This is a genomic window from Corynebacterium hylobatis (genome assembly GCF_003955685.1).
GTDB classification, from domain to species: domain Bacteria; phylum Actinomycetota; class Actinomycetes; order Mycobacteriales; family Mycobacteriaceae; genus Corynebacterium; species Corynebacterium hylobatis.
In genome coordinates this window covers 1-20,001 of the sequence record NZ_RXHJ01000013.1, presented here as the reverse complement: position 1 = coordinate 20,001, position 20,001 = coordinate 1, and the positions used below count along the sequence as shown (strand labels likewise).

Sequence of the window (20,001 nt, the reverse complement as noted above, 5' to 3'; positions counted from 1 at the left end):
GGCTGTCCTGCCTCCGTGGCTGGTGGTGGGGGCGTGGCAGGGAAGGGACTGTGAGGTGGGGGCGCCTTCAGGTCGGACATGTGCCGTTCCCTCCATGTGGGAAAGGCGAATAAAGGTGTGATTAAAAGCCAAAATCAAACCAATGATTGACCCCGTTGGTTGCCCTATTTTCGGCGGTAAAACCATTCGAAAGTGCAGGTCGCGGACGTATCGCGGAAAAATAATGTTTTCCGGGTTTATCGATATGGTAGGTAAGGCTCGAATGCTTGACATAGCATGCAAATTGCATGGTTCCGGTTTAATCCCATTTAAGGAAAAACTCATGTCAATGCTGCTTCTGGACATGTCAATGTTCGCCGATACAGCGTATGGAGTGAGTCGTCTGACCCTCCGTGTCGCCAGTGTGCTGTTCCTGGCCTATGTGCTGACCATCGCCATCGCCCTCCTCCTGACATGGCGGCCGGGGAAGTCATCGGTGAAATACACCGGCACCACAGGAGAACCCCTCAACTCACTGCCGAAGCCCCGGGACTCCCACCGCAAGAAGGACATCGCGCCTGCTCTGCCCGGCATGAAGAGCGGCAATAAGGTGTTCTCCCCGCTGGAACGCAACTCCGCGCCCGCCGGGTCGCCTGTGTCCGGGCACACGAAAAAGGAGCCCTTGAAATGATCCTCATCAACGGCCAGCGCATTGACCTAGTTCTCATCGTCGCCATATCCCTGGTCCTCATCTTCGTCTTCTACATGCTGATGATGCTGGTCAGCTCCCGGTTCCGGAAGCCTGCCTGGGTTCCCCGGCGCGCCGACGAACCGGGTGGGGAAGCCTATGACGTGGTCTTCGTTCTTCCCTGCCTGAACGAGGAGGCGGTGATCGGCGCAAGCGTGGAACGACTGCTCAGCATTGACTACCCGCGCACCGCCATCCTGGTGGTCGACGACGGTTCCGATGACGGGACCGCGGATGTCGTCCGCTCCTTCGACGATTCTCGCGTCCATCTTCTGCAGCGCACCCTGCCGAACGCGCGGAAAGGCAAGGGCCGAGCGCTCAACGCCGCGATCAGCCACATCGGTGCCGGCGGGGTGATCGGCGCACCGGACCCGGAGAACACGATCATCGTGGTCGTCGACGCGGATGGCAGGATGGACGAACGCTCTCTCGAGTACGTGCTACCCGCCTTTGATGAAGCTGAGCTCGGCGGAGTCCAGATCGGCGTGCGGATCAACAACCGACGCTCCAGCCTGCTGGCCCGCTTCCAGGATTTCGAGTTCGTGATCTACACCGAGGTGTTCCAGCGCGGCCGGGTGAAACTAGGTAGTACCGGACTCGGCGGAAACGGCCAGTTCGTCCGTCTGTCCGCGTTGAACAGTCTGGGGCAGGACCCCTGGAGCGACTCCCTCACGGAGGACCTCGATCTCGGTGTCCGCCTGATCCTCGAGGGATACCGTCTGGACTTCTGCCCTGAGGTGGCCGTGCACCAGCAGGGACTGGTCAGTCTCCGGCGGTGGGTCAGGCAGCGGACCCGCTGGTTCCAGGGCCACCTGCAGGCCTGGACGCTGCTGCCCGACGTGTTCACCCGTCTGCGTGGCTCCGGCCGGGTCGACCTGTGCTACCACCTGACCAGCCCCTCCCTGCTGCTGATCAGTTCCCTGTTCACGCTGTCCTTCTTCCTGTGGTTCGTGGACCTGACCATCAGCATCTCGCGGGGCACCGCGTACTTCAGCTGGACGTGGGTGAGCACCTACCTGTTCGCCTTCGGCCCGGCGACCATCCTCGGACTGATCTACCGCCAGTCCGAGCGGTCCCTGGGATGGATCAGGTCGATGCTCCTCGGCCAGGCCTTCGTCTTCTACGCCTTCCTGTGGATGATCGCCGGATGGACAGCACTGTTCCGCCTGCTCAGAGGAAAAACCAGCTGGGCGAAGACCGAGCGCCTCGCCGAGAACCCGGAGGAGATCGCCGGGGACCAGACGGGGGAAGCCGTGGCGGCAGGATCATGAGCTGGAAGGAGAAACTGCTCGTGATGACCGCCTCCGGTGCCCTGCTGGGCACGCTCACCGCCTGCGGCGACGGTGGCTGGCAGGAGGGGCATCGCTACGGGAAATGGCGGCTCGCCTACCACGGCTACGGCATGGTCACCGGTGATGACCGGGAGGTGCTCATGTATCCGACCTCCGCCACCGATGAGGACACAACCCACGCATGCCTGGTGGTGACGGATGAGGAATTCGAGGGCGACATCGACTTCTCGGTGACGGTCCGTACAGAGGAACAGGTCCGGCAGGGCGAGCCGAACACGTGGGAGGTCGGGTGGGTCCTCTGGGACTACCAGGACGACGAGCACTTCTACGCCCTCGCCCTTAAACCCAACGGATGGGAACTGTCGAAACAGGACCCCGACTACCGGGGAAACCAGAGGTTCCTCATGTCGGGGCATGAACCGAGATTTCCCGTCAACCAGGACTACCGCGCCCGGATAGTCCAGGTGGGCAACACCATCACCGTCTTCGCCGACGGTGTGCAACTCGGTGAGTTCACCGATACCGAGACCCCCTACCACCGGGGTTCCATCGGCCTCTACACCGAGGATGCGAAGGTCCGATTCAGTGACCTGGAGATTGAGTCCGCACAGTCGGCGGACTGACAGACAGACAACTGGAAAACAGTTCTTCAACTTTCAATGCCTGAAATTCTGGAGTGTGGCCAAGGTGAATGCGATCAAAACTAGGAAAAAGAAACCGGGGAACGGCTCTGCGTTGGCGATCATATTCACCTCGCTGCTCGTCAGCCTGGTGGTGGCTGCGTACCTGATCTTCTTCGTCGCGGATGACTCCATCATGGCCGGGGAGAAATCAGTCGTCACCGACGAGTTCATCGACGACTACCACGATGACCCGGATGTGGATGCCCCCGTCACCAAGTCTCTGTTCCCGGCGACCTTCGGACAGGAAGGGGGCAAGCGGACCCTCGTCCTCTACGACAATGAAAGTGCGAGAGCGGACCTCCACGGACTCGGCACCGCCAACCTCGCCACCCACTTCGGCCAGGCCACGATGCGCCATGCAGTCGAATACCAGCCCGGTGAGATGCACGACTATGACGCAGCGGTGTACGTGGGCGCACGATTCGGTGCGGACCTGCCTGATCCCCTGATCCGCGACATGACCGACGGACGGACGAAGGTGATGTGGGTGGGTGCCAACATCCATCTGCTCAGCGGATATGAGGGTTCCCCCCAGGCACAGGAATTCGGCGCCCGCTACGGCTGGCTGCCCAGCTCCTCGAGGATCAACAACTCCGACGAGATCACCAAAATCCTCTACAAGGACCAGGAACTCGAGCGGTCCGCGGACACCGGCTTCATCTACGTGCCGGCCATCACCGACGTCGCGAAGGTCGAGGTCCTTGGAAAGGCGCTCTGCGGGAGCAGGGACAAACCCAAGGAATGCCGCGGTGCGGAGGGAACCGATTTCCCGTGGGCCATCCGTTCCGGGAACATCACCTACGTGATCGACATCCCCCTGGATGTCATCGAGGAGAACTCCCACCACCTGGCGTACGCGGACCTCTTCTATGATCTCCTGGCGCCGGAGACCACCCCCACGCAGAAGGCGGCGGTCCGGTTCGAGGACGTTGGACCGGAGGCCAACCCGAGGGCGCTGCGCAGGGTCGCCGACCACCTGTACGAACGCGACATCCCGTTCCAGGTAGCCGTCGTCCCCTTCCACACCTCCGAGGTTCCCGACACCGACCCTGTCCGGCACTACGGCGTCTCACTCCTGGACCGGCCCCATGTTGTCAAGGCCCTGAAGTACATGCAGGAACGAGGCGGAACCCTGATCCAGCACGGAACCAGCCACCAGTACGGCACGATCCACAACCCTTACCAGGGCGCGACCAGTGGAGCCGACTACGAGTTCTACCGCGCGAAGTGCAGCGCCACTGAGTTCCCGCCCTTTGAGTTCGAGGACTGCCGCCAGACATCCTGGGTCCGCCTGACGGGACCGGTCAGCCGTGACAGCATCGAAGACCATGCCACCCGGCTCGAGCGGGGCAGACAGCTCATGATCGAGGCAGGCCTGGGCGATCCCGACCAGTTTGAGGTGCCGCACTACGGCGCCTCCCCGAACGCCTACGAAGCGATCGGGGACAGCTACGACTACCGCTACGAACGTGTCCAGTACTTCCCGGGTCTGACCACGGGCATCCACTTTGATGATGATGCGCAGCCGGTCACGCAGATCTTCCCCTACCGGGTCCATGACGTGTACGGGACGACGATCCTGCCGGAGAACCTCGGCAACGTCACCGAGGAGATGCAGAACAACCACCCGGCACGTCCCCCAGCCTTCCTGGTGGACAACGCGAAGCGGAACCTGGTGGTCCGTGAATCCACCGCCAGCTTCTTCTTCCACCCCTATCTGCCCGTGGAGTACCTGGACGAGCTGGTCACCGGCATCACCGATCTGGGCTACACCTTCGTCCCCTCCACTGAGTTGTAGGGGCCCCGATGTTTCCTCTGCCTCAAGACAAGGTGATGACAAAGAGCCTGAACCCATGCGGAACGAAGAGGTGACTGTCCATGAACAATGCACTCCCCGCTGGACGGACCATCACACCCCTGTGGTGGGACAGCCGGATGAGACCGGCTCCAGCGCGGAGCGCCCCATCCAAGGCTTTTCCATCTGCCGCACAGCTGCCTCCCGGCGGTCAGGTGCGCACTCACACAACGAGAAGGTTTCCCATGTCTCTCCCCAAGATCATGACCGTCTACGGCACCCGTCCCGAGGCGATCAAGGTTGCCTCCATACTTTCCCACCTGCAGAATGATGCACGTTTTGAGTCCGTCCCCGTCTCCACCGGCCAACACCGAGAAATGTTAAAGCAGGTCAACGGCATTTTCGGCATCAGCCCCCGCTACAACCTGGGCCTGATGAAACAGGGCCAGGCTCTCAACGAACTGGTTTCCCGTGCCCTCGCGGGGCTGGATGTGATCATCGAGAAGGAGCAGCCCGACGTCATCATCTCCCAGGGTGACACCTCCACGGCGATGGCAGCTGCGTTGGCCGGTTTCAACCGGGGTACCCGGGTCGTCCACATCGAGGCGGGGCTGCGCACCGGCAACATCGCCTCCCCTTTCCCGGAGGAGGCGAATCGCCGGGTGATCAGCCAGGTGGCCTCCCTGCATCTCGCTCCCACCGAAGCAGCCCGGGAGAATCTGACCCTGGAGAATTTCGACCCCGCCGACATCGTGGTCACCGGCAACACCGTCATCGACGCTCTGCTGACGGTGGTGAAGCGGAAGGTGGACTTCGACGACCCGGCGCTGGTCTCAGCCGTGGCCTCGGACAGGCGCCTCGTCCTGGTCACCACCCACCGCCGGGAGAACCTCGATGCCATGGTGGAGATCGGTTCGGCGATCCAGGAACTCGCCCGGGTGTACCCGGACGTGATTTTTGCGCTGCCGCTGCACCTCAACCCGAGGGTGCGGGAGGCGGTCCTGCCGGAGGTGGAGAAGATGGAGAACGTCATCGTCACCGACCCGCTGCCCTACGACCAGTTCACCAGCCTGATGAACCGTTCCACGCTGGTCCTCACGGATTCGGGGGGCGTCCAGGAGGAGGCTCCTTCGCTGGGCAAGCCGGTTCTGGTGATGCGGGAGAACACGGAGCGGCCGGAGGCGGTGACCGCCGGAACCGTGAAGCTGGTCGGGACGGACCGCCGGCGCATCATCGATGAGGTCCAGAACCTCCTGGATGATCCTGCGGCCTACGCCGTCATGGCCAATGCCGTGAACCCATACGGCGACGGCCGGGCAGCCGAGCGGTGTGTCGCGGCGATTGCTGAACTGCTGGGCGTGGGGGAGCGGATCGAGGAGTTCGGCATGGTGACCGTTCCCACAGGTCAGGCCCTGAGGTAGAACGACTCCGCGTTACCCCAGAAGACCGCCCCGACGTTATCGGGGCCCACGGCCTCGGCGATGATGCCGAGGTCGTGGTCGTCGAAGGGGCGGCGCGCCCGGGTGGAGGGCAGGTCGGTGCCCACCATGAGTGCGGTCGGGTCGACCGCCATGATGGCCTGCATCGCCGCCACCGGCTCGAGGTCGATGCGGCCGAAGCCGGTGGCCTTGACCTTCACCCCCACCTCCACCAGACGCAGCAGGGCGGGCAGACCGTCGGGGTGCAGTCCCAGGTGGTCGATGCTCACCGCCGGCAGGGAGCTCAGCATCGGTTCGAGTTCCGCCAGTTCCCGGCTGTCGACGTAGAGCTCGGTGTGCCAGCCGACCAGGTCATGCACGCGCCGGGCGAAACGGTCGAGGTCCCCGATCCCCGCCGAGCCACCGCGGCGGAGATTGAAGCGGACGGCGCGCACGCCGGCGTCGGCAAGCTCCCGGATCCGCCCGTCGGGGGTGTGCACCGGAAGCTGGGTGACGCCGACGAAGTTCGGCCCGAGCTGGGCCAGGGCATCGAGGAGATAACCCTGGTCGAATGCCTGGAAGGAGCCGGAGACCACGGCCCCACCCGCAACGTTCAGGCCCTTGACCCGGGCGAGGTAGTCCTGCGTGGTGAAGGGCTCCGGCAGGTAGCCGTTGTTCTCCACCAGCGGGCGGGCCGGGTCGATGATGTGGAGGTGGGCGTCGAAGAGGCATGGCATGCCCGCCATTTCTACTCCGGTTCCGTCACCCCCACCATGAACTCCGCGATGCCTTCCGGATCCGCCAGGAAATCCCGCAGGGCCCGGAAGGCCGTCGTCTGCTGCACGGTCAGGCCCCGGAGCAGCTCCCCGTCCGCGGTGAATTCCCAGACCTCGGCACCGGGGATCGCGAGCAGGACGGGGGAGTGGGTGGCGATGATCAACTGCGCCCCGGCCTGCGCCACTGCATGGAGCTCACCGAGCAGAGCCATCTGGCGGATCGTCGACAGCCCGGATTCCGGCTCGTCGAGCAGGTAGAGGCCGTTGCCGTGGAAGGCCTCCTGCACCACCTGCATCACGGATTCACCGTGCGACATCCGGTGCAGATCCACCACGCCCGGGGCGCTGCCGCCGTAGTCGGTGGCGATGTTGAAGTGGGCCTCGGCCCGCAGGAAATAGCCGTCCATCGTGCGGGTGCCCCGCTGGACGGTGGCGACGTGGCGCAACGGGTTGACCCGGCTGCCGACCTCGGCGCCGAAGGGACCGCCCGCGTCGTTGAAACCGCAGCTGACGGCGATGCCCTCCAGCAGGGTGGACTTACCCACGCCGTTTTCCCCGGTGATCAGCGTGACCGGCCGATCCAGGGGCAACCGGCCGCGTTCCCGTAGCGCACGGAAGGCCGGCACCTCGAAGACCCACGGCGGTGTCTTCCAGGCAGCGGAATAATCGTAGAGGAAGTAGGCGTGGACGAACGGTGTCATGACTCCTCCTCCGAAATGAGGAAGGCGGCCGTCCCCTCCGGGTCCGTGATGAATTCCCGGGCGGCACACACCGCCTCAGTGTCCTCGAAACCACGGGGCCGGATCCCCCTGGCACTGATCTCGAGGATCTGTGCTCCCGGCACCGCCAGCAGAACGGGGGAATGGGTGGCCATGATGATCTGGGATCCACCCGCCGCCAGGTGGAAGAGTCTTCCCATGAGCTCCAGCTGGCGCAGGACCGACAGGCCGGCCTCCGGCTCGTCGAGGAAGAACAGGCCCTCGGCGTGCAGACGCCGTTCGAACAGGGCCATGAGGGACTGCCCGTGGCTCATGGCCTGCAGGTCATCCATGCGCGGGCCCCGGGGAGCGGGTTCCAGGCCGGCGTAATAACCGGCGAGGTTGAGGAAGGACTCCCCGCGCAGGAAGAAGGCGTCGCGGGGATTGCGACGCCGGCTCAGTGTGAGCCAGTGGTGCAGCGGTGAGACCGACTGGTCGAGGCTGGCGAAACGCGCGTGTCGGGAACCACCCTCCGGATTCAACCCCATACCTACGGCCAGGGCCTCCAGGAGGGTGGACTTGCCCACCCCGTTCTCCCCGGTGAGCACGGTGACCGGGGCGGTGAACCCGATTCCCTCCCCGGCCAGGGCCGTGACCACCGGTAACCCGGCGAGGTAGTGGGCCACGTGCTCCGGCGGGACGTCGAGACGCGCGGCGGTGAGGAACACGGCTCAGTTCAACGCGTTGATGCCGCCGGGCAGGTCCACCAGCTCATAGCCCAGGTCTGCCCAGGTACGGCAGAACTCGGCGCTGCGCACCCCGGAGGCACAGTGGACGATGACCCGCTGCGCCCCACCGAGGGCCCCGCGGACAGACTCCGGTCCGGAGACCGCGGAGAGCGGCAGTCGCACCGGATCCAGCTCAGCCAGCGAGTCGTCGAGCAACCACTCATGCGGCTCGCGGAGGTCCAGGAGGGTGGCGTGACCGGCGCGGACGCTGTCAAGCAGCTCCTCCGGCGACGGCCCCACCGCGCAGACGGCGTCGGCGTAGTCGGGCTGCAGAGCGGTCACCCGCGGGCGCTGCGGATCGGCGACGACGGTGAAGCTGCGGGTCGTCGCGGTCAGCGCGTCATAGCTGAGCATGCGGCCAGGCTTCGTGGGCAGCCCAGAGAGGAATTTGATCGCCTCGGTGGCCATCATCGCCCCGATGGTGGCGGTGGTGGCACCGAGGACCCCGGCGGTGGCGCAGTCGGGGATCGAGTCGCCGGTGGGTTGGACGGGGAAGAGGTCACGCAGGCCCACACCGTCGGTCCACAGGCAGACATCACCGCGGAAGCGCAGCACCGTGCCCCAGACCAGGGGCGTGCCGGTGATCTCGGCGGCATCGGCCACCAGGTATTTGGTGGTGAAGGAATCCGAGCCGTCGAGCACCAGGTCCACCCCGGAGAGGATCTCCACCGCATTGTCCACGGTCAGGCGCTTGTTCAGCGTGGTGACGGTGATGTCCGGCTGCAGCTGGCGCAGGCGCTCGGCCGCGACCTCCACCTTGGGTCGGCCGACGTCATCGGCACCGAAGAGGATCTGGCGGTGGATGTTGGTGATGTCGACGGTGTCGTCATCGATGATGGAGATGTGGCCGACACCCGCGGAGGCCAGGGACTGCATCGCGGGGCAGCCCAGGCCGCCGCCGCCGATGACCAGGACGTGGGAGTTGAACAGGCGCTGCTGCTGCTCAATGCCCCAGCCGGGCAGGGCCAGCTGGCGGGCGGTGCGGCGCAGCTCGGAATCAGGCAGGGTCACGGTCAACTACAGCACCTGGTCCGACCATGAGACCAGCCCGTCGAAACTGGAGGAGGCCAGGGCGTGCTCCCGCTTCGGGATGCGCCCCGCGTCCCGCGCCAGCCGGCCGGCTTCCACGGCGTATCTCATGGCGGTGGCCATGGCGACCGGATCCTGGCAGCGGTTGACGGCAGAGGCCAGCAGCACGCCGTCGCAACCCAGTTCCATGGCCAGGGCGGCGTCGGAGGCGGTGCCGACGCCGGCGTCGAGAAGTACGGGCACGCCCGCGCGCGAGCAGATCAGCTCGATGTTGTGCGGGTTGAGGATGCCCAGCCCCGTGCCGATCGGCGAGCCCAGCGGCATGACCGCGGCACAGCCGACGTCCTCGAGACGCCTGGCCACGACCGGGTCGTCGGAGGTGTAGGCGAGCACGACGAAACCCTCGGCGACGAGCAGTTCGCAGGCGTCGATGAGTTCGACCACATCGGGCAGCAGGGTGTGCTCATCGGCGATGACCTCGACCTTCACCCAGTTGGTGCCCAGCGCCTCCCGGGCGAGCTTCGCGGTGATCACGGCGTCACGGGCCGTGCGGCAGCCGGCGGTGTTGGGCAGTGGAGCGATGTCCAGGCGCTGGAGCATGTCGAAGACGGATTCACCGGTGGTCTTCGCGGCGTGGCGGCGCATGGCCACCGTGGTCAGCTCCGTGCCGGAGGCCAGCAGTGATTCCTCCAGCATGGACATGGACGTCGCCCCGCCAGTGCCCATGATCAGGTGGGAGTCGAAGGTGCGGTCGGCGATGGTGAGCATGACTAACCTCCCTGGACTGCGGTGAGGATGTCGATTGACTGGCCCTCGACGAGGTTGGCGTCCCACTGGGAGCGGGGCACGACGTCACCGTCGACGGCCACGGCCACCCCGGCGTCCGGAAGCCGGCCGAGGGTCTCCTCGAGCAGGCCGGCGAGCGTGGTGGCCTCAGTGGTGACGGGCTGGTTGTTCACGGTCAGGTTCATGGCAACTCCTGGTGTCGGTTCGGTTCACAGGCGGAGAGATCAATGCCGGGATCGCGGCCCTCCACCAGCGCGAGCGTCGCCTCGGCGGCCAGCGCGGTGAGCAGGATCCCGTGGCGGAAATACCCCGTCGAGATGATGAGTTCTGCGGAGACCCGGCCCAGATAGGGCAGGTCGTCCGGGGTGCCGGGGCGCGCGCCGGTGGTGGCCTCGAGGAAATCGCATTCCTCCACGCCGGGGACCAGCCGGATGGCGTCGCGCAGCAGGTCATGGACCCCGCCGGCTTGCGGGGTGGGGCGGTCATCCTCGCGGGAGGTGGCCCCGATCGCGAGGGTACCGTCGGTGCGCGGGATGAGGTAGACAGATCGGTCCTCGACGAAGCCCCGCACCACGCGGCTGAGCAGGGGATCGAGGTACTCCGGCACACCCAGGCGCAGGATGTCGCCGTAGACGGGCCGCAGCTGCAGGCCGGGGTACAGCGCGGTGGCGCCGAGGCCGTTGGCCAGGATGGTCTGTCCCCCGGGCAGCCTGGTGGCCTGCTCCCGGATGATCTCCACGCCGAGGTTGCCCAGGGCGTCGAGGAGCGCGGCGGCGAACAGCCGTGGGTTGACCTGGTGGTCGCCCGGGATGTGTACGGCACCGGCCAACTGGGGACTCAGCCCCGGTTCCAGCTGCCGTGCCCGGCGCAGCGGCAGGCGTTCGGCGCTCATTCCGTGGGCCGCCTGGTAGTCCGTGAGTTCCGCCAGGTGTGTGGCATCCGCGCGGTCCGCGGCCACGACGAGGGTGCCCTCGGTGCGGTAACCGGTGGGCAACGCGGTGTGCTTTGCGACGTCCGCCATCAACCCCGGATACAGCTCCGCCGAACGCAGCATGAGCGGGAACAGCGCGTCCTGCCGGTAAACGACCTCCGCGACCGGGGCGAGCATGCCACCGGCGTGGTGCGTCGCCCCGGAGGCGGGGGAGGGGTCGACGAGGGTGACGCCGTGGCCGCGTTCGGCCAGGCGGAAGGCGGTGGCCAGGCCGACCAGCCCACCGCCGACAACGGTGAGGGTGCTCATGGGCGACCCTGCTCGAAATCGCGGATCAGGCGCTGTGCGTAGGCGGCCGGATCAGCGGCACTCATGAGGCTGCGCACCACAGCCAGACCGGCGACACCGGTGCCGGCGAGTTCAGCGGCGTCATCGGCGGTGACGTCCCCGATGGCCACCACCGGCACCTTCGACAGTTCCACCAGCTCCCGGTAACCGGCCAACCCGACAGGTTCACGGCCGGAGTCCTTCGTCGGGGTGGGTCGGAAGGGGCCGGCCCCGACGTAGTCGAGGACATCAGCCAGCTCGTTGGCTGCCGCCACCAGTTCGCGGGTGCCGGTGGTCAGACCGATGACGGCATCCGCCCCCAGCAGGGCGCGGACATCGCGGACAGCCAGATCATCCTGGCCGACATGCACCCCGTGGACCGGGATGCCGCGGTGGCGCAGGGCGAGGGCGACGTCGACGCGGTCGTCGACAAGCACATGGGCCCGGTCACCCACAGCGAGGGCGACCTGCTCGGTCAGCGCGTAGAGATCGCGTGCCGAGATCGGCTTGCTGCGCACCTGCACAATCCGGGAACCACCCGCCACCGCCGCGCGCGCCACATCGACGACATGCTCACGGGAACCGGCGCCGGTGACCAGATAACAACGGAGATCAATGGATGGCACAGCCTGGCCTCTCTTCCTTCGCTGGTGCTAACCAGACAGGTTCGTACGGTCCTCGCGTAGGCGGCAGCGCGATCTCAGCCCGATGCCTCGGGCGCCCGTGGGGTCGAGGACAGTGTAGGCCATCGCCCCTGGATTTTGCCCGTGCCGTGCGACTGTGGGAGAATATTCGGGTTGTCTGTATCGGATACGAACCGGTCGAGCGCCCCAACCGGGGAGAAGCCGCCAGGGTCCTCTGTCCAGAACATGAAAAGGAAAATGTCGCATGAACATTCTCGACAAGGTTGATTCCGCGCAGCTGCGCGAGAACATCCCGGCCTTCCGCCCGGGTGACACCGTTGACGTCCACGTCAAGGTCATCGAGGGCTCCACCGAGCGTACCCAGCTGTTCAAGGGTGTCGTCATCCGCCGCCAGGGCTCCGGCATCCGCGAGACCTTCACCGTCCGTAAGGTCTCCTTCGGCATCGGCGTGGAGCGTACCTTCCCGCTGCACTCCCCGAACATCGACAAGCTCGAGGTCATCCGCAAGGGTGACGTCCGTCGCGCCAAGCTCTACTACCTGCGTGAGCTGCGCGGCAAGGCTGCCCGCATCAAGGAGAAGCGCTGAGCTTTCCGCGTTTGACCCGTCGCCCCTGGTGGGCGGCGGGTTTTCGCCTTTTCTGGGGTGGCACTGCCAGGGGGTCGAGATCACCTCCCCGATAGGGCCTCGTCGAGGTCACCCCTGATCTCGACCCGGGCAGGGTCCTCTCGAAGAGGTGATCTCGACGGCGGGGAAATCGCCGGCTCAGCCCAGCAGCTGCCGGGACGCGAGGTTGCGGTAGAGGGGACTCGATTCCAGCAGTTCGGCGTGGGTGCCGGTGGCCACGACCCGGCCGGCGTCGAGGACGATGATCTGGTCGGCGTCGGTGACCGTGGACAGGCGGTGGGCGACCACGACCAGGGTGCGGCCCTCGGCGGAGGCGTCAATGGCGTCGAGGATGAGCTGCTCGTTCTGGGAGTCGACGGCGGAGGTGGGTTCGTCGAGAAGCAGGATGGGGGTGTCCATGAGCAGCATGCGGGCCAGGGCGAGGCGCTGGCGCTGACCACCGGAGAGGGTCAGTCCGCGGTCGCCGAGGACGGTGTCCAGACCATCGGTTCCGGCGACGCGTTCGCGCAGGTTCACCTGGTCGAGCGCCCACCAGCAGCGTTCGTCGCTGGTCTCCGGGGCCCCGAGGGTGAGGTTCTCCCGCACGGTGCCGGCCAGCACCGCGGCCTCCTGCTCGACGTAGCCCACGACCTGGCGCACGGAAGCGCGGGTGAGTTCCGACATGTCCTGGTCGCCGAGCAGGAGACGGCCCGAAGTGGGGTCGTAGAAACGCTCGATGAGGGCCAGCATGGTGGATTTTCCGGAGCCGGAGGGACCGACGATGGCGGTCTTCTCCCCGGCGCGGATGTCCACGGATATGTCCCTGAGCACCGGCCGCGTCTCCTGGTCCTCGGAGGCTGTCTCATAGGCGAAGGAGACGTCGTCGAAGGTGATGGAGTGTGCCGGTTCCGCTGCCTGCCCCTCGGTGGACTCGGGTTCGATGTCGAAGATCTGCCCGATGCGTTCGATCGCGCCCATGGCCTGCCGGATGGTGGTGACCGCGCCGAAGATGGATCCCAGCGGCATGGAGACCATGAACAGGTAGAGGACGAAGGTGACCAGATCCGCGACGCTGATGGTGCCGGCGGCGACGCGGGCGCCACCGATGCCCAGGACCGCGAGGAAGCTGCCCTGCATGGCCAGTCCGGCGGCGGGGAAGATCAGCGCGGCGACCCGTGCGATGCGCACGCCCTGGAGCCAGGCGGTGTCGGCGTCGGCACGCAGACCGGTCTCGACGCGGTCCTGCGCACCGGCCGCCCGGATGGTGCGCACAGCCACCAGCGCACGGTCCATTCCGGCGCCCAGGTCGCCGACGGCCTCCTGGGCCTTTTTGGTGTAACGCTGGATGAGGGTGGAGGTGCCCACCACCGCGACGAGGGTGACCACCACGACGGCCAGGACGATACCGAGCATGAAGACGTCGACCAGGGCCATGAGCACGATCGCGCCGGCCATGGTGGCCACCCCGCCGATGGCCTCGACCAGGCCGCCGTTGAAGGCGGAGCGGATCAGTGTGGTGTCGGAGCCGAGGCGGGTGACCAGGTCGCCGGTGCGGTGGCGGTCGTAGGCCGGGATGGGCAGACGCAGCAGCCGGGCGATGAGCCGGTGGCGGGTGGCCAGGACCGCGGTCTCGGCGGTGCGGGTGAGCAGGTAGGAGCGCAGCGCGGAGAGCACCGAGGAACCCATGAGCAGGCCCACCAGCAGCCAGACGAGGGCCGCGACGGGTCCGTCACCGATGGTGGAGATGATCTGGTTGACCACCAGCGGCTGCACCAGCCCGAGGGCGGAGCCGACCAGCGACATGACCACTGCCACGGTGAGCACGCCCTTGTGGTGGGCGAGCATGGACAGCAGGGTGCGGAACGGTGACACGGTGGACGAGGCCATGGTGTACAAGTGTACGGCGGTCAGCGGCTGCTAAGCTCGTTCATCGTGACTGATACGGAGAAGAAGCAGGCCCCCTGGTATATCGAGATCCCGGTGGTCATCGCGCTGACGCTGTTGGCGATCTTTCTCCTCCAGACTTTCGTGGGCCGGGTCTACATGATCCCCTCCCAGTCGATGGAACCGACCCTGCACGGCTGTGAGGGCTGTACGGGTGACCGGATTTTCGTGGACAAGATCAGCTACAATTTCAGTGATCCTGAGCCCGGTGATGTGGTGGTGTTCAAGGGCACCGACTCCTGGAACCAGGGCTTCGTGTCCCAGCGCTCCGAGAACGATGTCGTCCGCAGCCTGCAGAACGTCGGTTCCTACATCGGCCTGGTGGCCCCGGATGAGAATGACCTGGTCAAGCGCATCGTGGCCACGGGTGGTCAGACGGTGTCCTGCCAGGCCGACGACCCGGCGGTGATGGTCGACGGGGAGCCGGTCGACCAGTCCTACACGCTGGAGCCGGTGGCCTACCCGGTGGATCCCGAGACCGGTTCCGAGGCCTGCGGTGGCCCCTACTTCGGCCCGCTGACGGTGCCGGAGGACAACTACTTCATGATGGGCGACAACCGCACCAACTCCGCAGATTCCCGCGCCCACATCGGCGATGAGTTCCAGGGGAGCATCCCGGAGGAGAACATCCGTGGCAAGGTACAGTTCATCATCTTCCCGTTCAACCGGATCGGTGGCGTCGACGACCCCGCGATCCAGCAGTAGTGCGTCCGGAGGAGCTGCTGGCCGCCCATGGTCTGGGACCGGTGGCGGGGGTCGATGAGGCCGGCCGGGGTGCCTGTTGCGGGCCGATGACAGTTGCGGCCTGTGTCCTGCCTGAGGGGGAGTTGCCCGGCCTGGAACGCCTCACGGACTCCAAGAAGCTCACGCCCGCGGTCCGCGAGCGGCTCTACCCGCTGATTATCGACGCCGCCGTGGCCTGGTCCGTGGTCAGCATCTCCGCCGCGTACATCGACGCCCGCGGCATCCAGCCCGCCAACATCTCCGGGATGCGCCGCGCCGTGGCCGGGCTGGGTGTGCGGCCCGGCTATGTGCTCACCGACGCCTGGCATATCCCCGGGCTGACCGCCCCGCACCTGCCGGTGCTCGGCGGCGACGCGGCCATGCGGTGCATCTCCGCGGCCAGCGTGCTGGCGAAGGTCACCCGTGACCGGCACATGGTGGAGATGGACGGGCGCCTCCCCGGCTACGGCCTGGCCTCGCACAAGGGTTATTCCACGAAGGCGCACATGGCTGCGGTGCGCCGTCACGGTGCAACAGGGGAGCACCGATACACTTATGCCAACGTCGTGAAGGCCCACGGCGAATGGCTGAGCACGCAGGAGGCAGATCATTGAGCGCTGAGGAACTCGACAACTACGAGGCGGAGGTCGAACTCTCCCTCTACCGTGAGTACCGGGACGTGGTCAGCCAGTTCTCCTACGTGGTGGAGACCGAGCGCCGCTTCTACCTGGCCAACGCCGTGGAGCTGATCCCGCACACCGAGGGCCGGGACGTCTACTACGAGGTCCGCATGTCGGACGCGTGGGTGTGGGACATGTACCGTTCCGCCCGTTTCGTGCGTTACGTCCGGGTGATCACCTACAAGGACGTCAACATCGAGGAACTGGACAAACCGGACCTCATCCTGCCGGAGTAGTCAACTCCGCCTACGCCGCGGCTGTGGATAACGGGGGTTATCCACAGTTCGCGGTTTTTTCGCGTATCAGGCACTGGTGGGGGAGCCCGTGCCCGGGTGATGGTGAGGGGGAGAAGACACCGTCATCTGATCAGGGGGAAACACCATGAGCACATCCATGCACCGTCGACGCAGCCGGCTCGGGCGGCTGGGGGAGGAACGCGCCGCGCAGCTCTACCGGCGCCGCGGGGCGGAGATCATCGACCGCAACGTCGCCTATCCCGTCGGGGAACTCGACCTCATCGCGCGGGAAACGGACGGCACCATCGTCTTCGTGGAGGTCAAGACCCGCTCCGGCCCGGGTTTCGGGGGCGCGGAGGCCGTGACCGGACGCAAGCTCGCCCGCCTGCGCCGTGCCGCCGCCCGCTGGCTCGAAGGCAGACCCGGCACCGCCGTGCGTTTCGACGTCGTCGTATTCACCCGCACCGGCCACGGCTTCGACACCGAGGTCTACGAGGGGGTTGAACATGGCGCTCGGTAGAAGTCACACCGTGGCCCTGGAGGGGGTCACCGCCCGGATCGTCACCGTGGAGGCCAACATCGGCCCCGGCCTGCCGGGCATCCACCTGGTCGGCCTGGGGGATACTGCGGTGACCGAATCCCGCGACCGGATCCGCACCGCCGTGGCCAACTCCCGGTTGAGCTGGCCGAAGACGAAGATCGTCGTGTCCATGTCACCGGCCTCACTGCGCAAATCCGGCTCGCATTTCGACCTGCCCACCGCCCTGGCGGTGCTCGCCGCCGGCGCCACACCACACCGCAACCGCCTGGAGCAGACCGTGTTCGTCGGTGAACTGGGACTGGACGGTACGGTCCGGCCGGTGCCCGGCGTACTGCCCGCCCTGCTGGCAGCACGCACACACGGCTTCAGCCATGCGGTCATCCCACCGGGCAATGCGGAGGAGGCCACCCTCGTCGAGGGGCTGAACGTCCACACCGCGGAAACCCTGGTCCAGGCCTGGCACTGGACCACAGCAGAAGGAGAGTTGCCCGTGGCGAGGGGTTCCGTGCCCGAACCCCGACGCCGGATCCCCGACTTCGCGGACCTGGCCGGTCAACCCCAGGCGCGCCTGGCAGCGGAGGTCGCGGCTGCCGGCGGACACCACATGCTGCTCATCGGACCACCCGGATCCGGAAAATCCATGATCGCCGCCCGCCTGCCGGGTATCCTGCCCCCGCTCAGTCCCACCCAGTCGCTCGAGGCCACCGCCGTGCACTCCATCGCCGGCCGCGGCCAGGTGATGATGCAGGCACCCTTCATCGACCCCCACCACTCCATCAGCCGGGCAGCCCTCCTCGGCGGCGGCTCCGGAACACCGCGGCCAGGGGCGGTGAGCCTGGCCCACCACGGGGTGCTCTTCCTCGACGAGGTCTCCGAAGTACCCGCCGCCATCCTCGACGGGCTGCGCACCCCACTCGAGGACGGACAGGTCCGGCTCATCCGTTCGCGCCGGGAGGTTGTCTTCCCCGCCCGGTTCCAGCTCATCCTCGCCACCAACCCCTGCCGGTGCGCGGCGGAGGACCCGGCCCGCTGCCGCTGCACTTCCCGTCAGCGCTCCTCCTACCTGGACAACCTCTCCGGACCGTTGCGCGACCGGCTCGACATCGTGGCCGCCACCTCCGCCACCGGTGCGGTCCTGGACGCCGGGGACGCGGAACCGAGCAGCACCATCGCCGGACGGGTGCACCTGGCTCGGGAGCGGGCACAACATCGCTGGGGCATGGCCAACGCGATGATGGACCCGCACGAACTGCGTCGGCACCACCCCGCCGATGAGGCTGGCATGGCGATGCTCGGGGCCCTGCTCGCCGAGGGGGAGCTCACCCAGCGCGGCGTCGACCGCTGCCTGAAACTCGCCTGGACCCTGACCGACCTCGAGGGGGCCGCCAGCCCGGACCTCGGGCATGTCGCGCGCGCCCTGGACCTGCGGGAGGGGGCATGAGCCAGCTCTCCTGGGCGTACCTCAACCGCGTCGTCGAAGGCCCCAGCCGACCGCTGCAGCAGCTTCTCGACGCCGGTCGTGACGCCGATGAGATCGCCCGCGGCGTGCGCCGCCGGGCCACCTGGATCGGTGAACTGGCCACCCAGACCGCTTCCCGCCACAACTGGGACCGGGCCGAACAGGACCTGGCCGACGCCGCAGCCGTCGGCGCCCGGCTGATCCACCCCGGATGCGCCGAATGGCCCTTGGCGGAATTCGACCGGGCCTTCGGTTTTGCCGCCACCGGCCGCAGTGACCACCTCCGCAGCTACCAGGCTGATGCCATCCCACCCCATGTCCTGTGGGTGCGGGGCATGCCCCTGGATCAGGCCGTCGCGCAGTCGGTTGCGGTTGTCGGCACCCGCGCGGCCACCCGCTACGGGCATGAGGCCACCCGCCAGCTGGTCCAGGGCCTGGCCACCCACCACTGGACGGTCGTCTCCGGGGCGGCGCTGGGCATCGACACCGTCGCCCATGAGACCGCCCTGGCCACCGGCGGGCTCACCGTGGCGGTGGCCGCCTGCGGCATCGACCGCACCTACCCGGCCCGCAACGGAGCCCTCCTGGACCGCATTGCCGCCCAGGGTTGCGTCATCAGTGAATACCCGCCCGGCATGAACCCGCAACGCCACCGCTTCCTCACCCGCAACCGACTCGTCGCGGCACTGACCGCCGGCACCGTCATCGTCGAGGCAGCCTGGCGCTCCGGGGCGCTGAACACCCTCAGCTGGGCCGAAGGGCTCGGCCGGGTGACCATGGCCGTGCCGGGCCCGGTCACCAGTGCTGGTTCCCTGGGCTGCCACGAACGGATCAGACAGGGCCGGGCGCAACTGGTCACCGGCGCCGACGACGTCCGCGGCCTGCTCGGTGCGATCGGGGCCCTCGACGTCGCGGAGCAGTACGAACTGGCCTACGCTGCAACGCCGGTGCAGTCTCTGACGCGCAACGAACTGCGGGTCTTCGATGCCTGCGCCCCCGGGGGTTCCACGGCCCAGGAGATCGCGGCCGGCGCCGGCCTGCCTCTGCCTCTGGCGGTCCATCTGCTCATGGACCTGGCGCGCCGGAATGTTGTGCGGCTGGACGGCACCGCCTGGTCGCGGGTGGAGGTGTCCGAGGGATAGGCTTGGGCGCCATGAGCGCACAACAGTCCCAGCTTCGGGAGGCCGTCGAGGACTTCGCGGAACATGCCCGGCTGGTACTGGGACGTTCCGAGGCGACCGTGCGCGGCTACCGCTCCGATCTGCTCGACCTGGCCGACCACGTGCCCACCTTCCGGGACTTCACCCTGCCGGCCCTGCGCGGGTGGCTGGCGGTCGCGGTCTCAGAAGGCAAGGCCCGGGCGACGCTGGCCCGGCGCACGGCCTCGCTGAAGTCCTTCTCCCGCTGGGCCCTGCGGAACGGGCACCTGGATTCGGATGTCGCCGCCCGCCTGGTCACTCCGAAGGTGAACCGGCCGCTGCCGGAGGTGCTCGGCATGGACAAGGCGAGTGAATTCGTGGGCAATGCCGCCTCCCGCGATGAGACCGAATTCCTCCGTGATTCAGCCATGCTGGAGCTGCTCTACGCCACCGGGGTGCGCGTCGCTGAACTCACAGGCATGGATATCAAGGATCTGGACCTGACCCGCCACACCGTCCGCGTGCGGGGCAAGGGGGATAAAGAGCGCGTCGTCCCTTTCGGCCGAGCCGCCGCCGACGCCCTCGAACAGTGGTTGCGCACCGGGCGTCCGGAGCTGGCCGGGGACACCCCGGCCCTGTTCGTCGGGGTGCGCGGCAGTCGGATCGACCCCCGCCAGGTGCGGCGGGTGGTGGAGAAGGCCGGGCAGGTCACCGGCCATGACGTCAGTCCCCACGGGTTGCGGCACACCGCGGCGACCCACCTGCTCGAGGGCGGGGCGGA

22 protein-coding genes are annotated in these 20,001 nt (G+C 67.1%); 13 read left to right on the top strand and 9 right to left on the bottom strand.

Annotated elements, in window-relative coordinates; all coding sequences use genetic code 11:
• The first annotated feature begins 322 nt into the window (after positions 1–322).
• The 5 genes from EAH68_RS10085 (at position 323) to wecB (ending at position 5,918) form a co-directional block, all read left to right on the top strand.
• Positions 323–670 (top strand): hypothetical protein, encoded by a 348-nt coding sequence (locus EAH68_RS10085; protein ID WP_126121212.1) that lies wholly within the window; start codon positions 323–325, stop codon positions 668–670.
• Positions 667–1,998, top strand: a complete 1,332-nt coding sequence (locus EAH68_RS10080) for a glycosyltransferase family 2 protein (RefSeq protein ID WP_126121211.1) — start codon at positions 667–669, stop codon at positions 1,996–1,998. The genes EAH68_RS10085 and EAH68_RS10080 overlap by 4 nt, the downstream gene beginning before the upstream one ends.
• Complete coding sequence (locus EAH68_RS10075; RefSeq protein WP_164546468.1) at positions 1,995–2,642, top strand: 3-keto-alpha-glucoside-1,2-lyase-like domain-containing protein; 648 nt, start codon at positions 1,995–1,997, stop codon at positions 2,640–2,642. The genes EAH68_RS10080 and EAH68_RS10075 overlap by 4 nt, the downstream gene beginning before the upstream one ends.
• A gap of 112 nt (positions 2,643–2,754) precedes the next feature.
• Entirely contained in the window at positions 2,755–4,500 is a 1,746-nt protein-coding gene (locus tag EAH68_RS10070) for a DUF2334 domain-containing protein (protein ID WP_164546467.1), read from the top strand.
• A 242-nt stretch (positions 4,501–4,742) separates the two neighbouring features.
• Complete coding sequence (gene wecB / locus EAH68_RS10065; RefSeq protein ID WP_126121208.1) at positions 4,743–5,918, top strand: non-hydrolyzing UDP-N-acetylglucosamine 2-epimerase; 1,176 nt, start codon at positions 4,743–4,745, stop codon at positions 5,916–5,918.
• Here the strand turns inward: wecB and EAH68_RS10060 are convergent.
• Genes EAH68_RS10060 through EAH68_RS10025 form a run of 8 tightly spaced genes read right to left on the bottom strand, consistent with a single transcriptional unit; the run spans position 5,903 to position 11,876 of the window.
• Positions 5,903–6,652, bottom strand: coding sequence for an amidohydrolase family protein (locus tag EAH68_RS10060; protein ID WP_126121207.1), 750 nt, complete (start codon positions 6,650–6,652; stop codon positions 5,903–5,905). The two genes, wecB and EAH68_RS10060, sit on opposite strands and share 16 nt — an antisense overlap.
• A gap of 11 nt (positions 6,653–6,663) precedes the next feature.
• The gene (locus EAH68_RS10055) at positions 6,664–7,392 is read right to left on the bottom strand and encodes an AAA family ATPase (RefSeq protein WP_126121206.1); all 729 of its coding nucleotides are present in this window, start codon (positions 7,390–7,392) and stop codon (positions 6,664–6,666) included.
• Positions 7,389–8,117 (bottom strand): AAA family ATPase, encoded by a 729-nt coding sequence (locus EAH68_RS10050; protein WP_126121205.1) that lies wholly within the window; start codon positions 8,115–8,117, stop codon positions 7,389–7,391. Before EAH68_RS10050 ends, EAH68_RS10055 begins: the two co-directional genes overlap by 4 nt.
• 3 nt (positions 8,118–8,120) lie before the next feature.
• Positions 8,121–9,188, bottom strand: a complete 1,068-nt coding sequence (locus tag EAH68_RS10045; RefSeq protein ID WP_164546466.1) for a ThiF family adenylyltransferase — start codon at positions 9,186–9,188, stop codon at positions 8,121–8,123.
• Between the two features lie 6 nt (positions 9,189–9,194).
• Positions 9,195–9,974: a thiazole synthase gene (locus EAH68_RS10040; protein ID WP_126121203.1), complete on the bottom strand. Its 780-nt coding sequence runs from the start codon at positions 9,972–9,974 to the stop codon at positions 9,195–9,197.
• A gap of 2 nt (positions 9,975–9,976) precedes the next feature.
• Positions 9,977–10,177, bottom strand: a complete 201-nt coding sequence (thiS, locus tag EAH68_RS10035; protein WP_126121202.1) for a sulfur carrier protein ThiS — start codon at positions 10,175–10,177, stop codon at positions 9,977–9,979.
• Positions 10,174–11,232 carry a glycine oxidase ThiO gene (gene thiO, locus EAH68_RS10030; RefSeq protein ID WP_126121201.1) on the bottom strand — a complete coding sequence of 353 codons (1,059 nt, stop codon included), beginning with the start codon at positions 11,230–11,232 and terminating at the stop codon, positions 10,174–10,176. The genes thiS and thiO overlap by 4 nt, the downstream gene beginning before the upstream one ends.
• Positions 11,229–11,876 carry a thiamine phosphate synthase gene (locus tag EAH68_RS10025; RefSeq protein ID WP_126121200.1) on the bottom strand — a complete coding sequence of 216 codons (648 nt, stop codon included), beginning with the start codon at positions 11,874–11,876 and terminating at the stop codon, positions 11,229–11,231. The genes thiO and EAH68_RS10025 overlap by 4 nt, the downstream gene beginning before the upstream one ends.
• Before the next feature lie 262 nt (positions 11,877–12,138).
• Here EAH68_RS10025 and rplS point away from each other — a divergent pair, with 262 nt between their 5' ends.
• A complete protein-coding gene (rplS, locus tag EAH68_RS10020; protein WP_126121199.1) occupies positions 12,139–12,480 on the top strand; it encodes a 50S ribosomal protein L19 in 342 nt (113 codons plus the stop codon).
• Between the two features lie 177 nt (positions 12,481–12,657).
• Here the strand turns inward: rplS and EAH68_RS10015 are convergent, their stop codons facing one another.
• Positions 12,658–14,385 carry an ABC transporter ATP-binding protein gene (locus EAH68_RS10015; RefSeq protein WP_126121198.1) on the bottom strand — a complete coding sequence of 576 codons (1,728 nt, stop codon included), beginning with the start codon at positions 14,383–14,385 and terminating at the stop codon, positions 12,658–12,660.
• Positions 14,386–14,430: 45 nt separating this feature from the next.
• Here EAH68_RS10015 and lepB point away from each other — a divergent pair, with 45 nt between their 5' ends.
• The 7 genes from lepB to EAH68_RS09980 all read left to right on the top strand — a co-directional run.
• Entirely contained in the window at positions 14,431–15,147 is a 717-nt protein-coding gene (gene lepB / locus EAH68_RS10010; RefSeq protein ID WP_241228407.1) for a signal peptidase I, read from the top strand.
• Positions 15,147–15,779: a ribonuclease HII gene (locus EAH68_RS10005; RefSeq protein ID WP_126121196.1), complete on the top strand. Its 633-nt coding sequence runs from the start codon at positions 15,147–15,149 to the stop codon at positions 15,777–15,779. Before lepB ends, EAH68_RS10005 begins: the two co-directional genes overlap by 1 nt.
• On the top strand, positions 15,776–16,081 hold the full coding sequence (locus EAH68_RS10000; protein ID WP_042621676.1) for a DUF2469 domain-containing protein: 306 nt from the start codon (positions 15,776–15,778) through the stop codon (positions 16,079–16,081). The genes EAH68_RS10005 and EAH68_RS10000 overlap by 4 nt, the downstream gene beginning before the upstream one ends.
• 145 nt (positions 16,082–16,226) lie before the next feature.
• Positions 16,227–16,601, top strand: coding sequence for a YraN family protein (locus EAH68_RS09995; RefSeq protein ID WP_241228406.1), 375 nt, complete (start codon positions 16,227–16,229; stop codon positions 16,599–16,601).
• The gene (locus tag EAH68_RS09990; protein ID WP_126121195.1) at positions 16,588–18,063 is read left to right on the top strand and encodes a YifB family Mg chelatase-like AAA ATPase; all 1,476 of its coding nucleotides are present in this window, start codon (positions 16,588–16,590) and stop codon (positions 18,061–18,063) included. Before EAH68_RS09995 ends, EAH68_RS09990 begins: the two co-directional genes overlap by 14 nt.
• Positions 18,060–19,223, top strand: a complete 1,164-nt coding sequence (gene dprA / locus EAH68_RS09985; protein ID WP_126121194.1) for a DNA-processing protein DprA — start codon at positions 18,060–18,062, stop codon at positions 19,221–19,223. The genes EAH68_RS09990 and dprA overlap by 4 nt, the downstream gene beginning before the upstream one ends.
• A gap of 11 nt (positions 19,224–19,234) precedes the next feature.
• Positions 19,235–20,001, top strand: a 767-nt coding sequence (locus tag EAH68_RS09980; protein WP_126121193.1) for a tyrosine-type recombinase/integrase, incomplete at its 3' end; no start/stop codon positions are given.

Bases quoted from the DNA above. Each gene is read 5' to 3' on its own strand.
- EAH68_RS10075 (WP_164546468.1), top strand. From the start codon at position 1,995: ATGAGCTGGAAGGAGAAACTGCTCGTGATGACCGCCTCCGGTGCCCTG.
- thiS (WP_126121202.1), bottom strand. From the start codon at position 10,177: ATGAACCTGACCGTGAACAACCAGCCCGTCACCACTGAGGCCACCACG.
- wecB (WP_126121208.1), top strand. From the start codon at position 4,743: ATGTCTCTCCCCAAGATCATGACCGTCTACGGCACCCGTCCCGAGGCG.
- rplS (WP_126121199.1), top strand. From the start codon at position 12,139: ATGAACATTCTCGACAAGGTTGATTCCGCGCAGCTGCGCGAGAACATC.
- EAH68_RS10085 (WP_126121212.1), top strand. From the start codon at position 323: ATGTCAATGCTGCTTCTGGACATGTCAATGTTCGCCGATACAGCGTAT.
- EAH68_RS10040 (WP_126121203.1), bottom strand. From the start codon at position 9,974: ATGCTCACCATCGCCGACCGCACCTTCGACTCCCACCTGATCATGGGC.
- EAH68_RS09990 (WP_126121195.1), top strand. From the start codon at position 16,588: ATGGCGCTCGGTAGAAGTCACACCGTGGCCCTGGAGGGGGTCACCGCC.
- EAH68_RS10015 (WP_126121198.1), bottom strand. From the start codon at position 14,385: ATGGCCTCGTCCACCGTGTCACCGTTCCGCACCCTGCTGTCCATGCTC.
- thiO (WP_126121201.1), bottom strand. From the start codon at position 11,232: ATGAGCACCCTCACCGTTGTCGGCGGTGGGCTGGTCGGCCTGGCCACC.
- dprA (WP_126121194.1), top strand. From the start codon at position 18,060: ATGAGCCAGCTCTCCTGGGCGTACCTCAACCGCGTCGTCGAAGGCCCC.
- EAH68_RS10060 (WP_126121207.1), bottom strand. From the start codon at position 6,652: ATGCCATGCCTCTTCGACGCCCACCTCCACATCATCGACCCGGCCCGC.
- EAH68_RS09995 (WP_241228406.1), top strand. From the start codon at position 16,227: ATGAGCACATCCATGCACCGTCGACGCAGCCGGCTCGGGCGGCTGGGG.
- EAH68_RS10055 (WP_126121206.1), bottom strand. From the start codon at position 7,392: ATGACACCGTTCGTCCACGCCTACTTCCTCTACGATTATTCCGCTGCC.
- EAH68_RS10080 (WP_126121211.1), top strand. From the start codon at position 667: ATGATCCTCATCAACGGCCAGCGCATTGACCTAGTTCTCATCGTCGCC.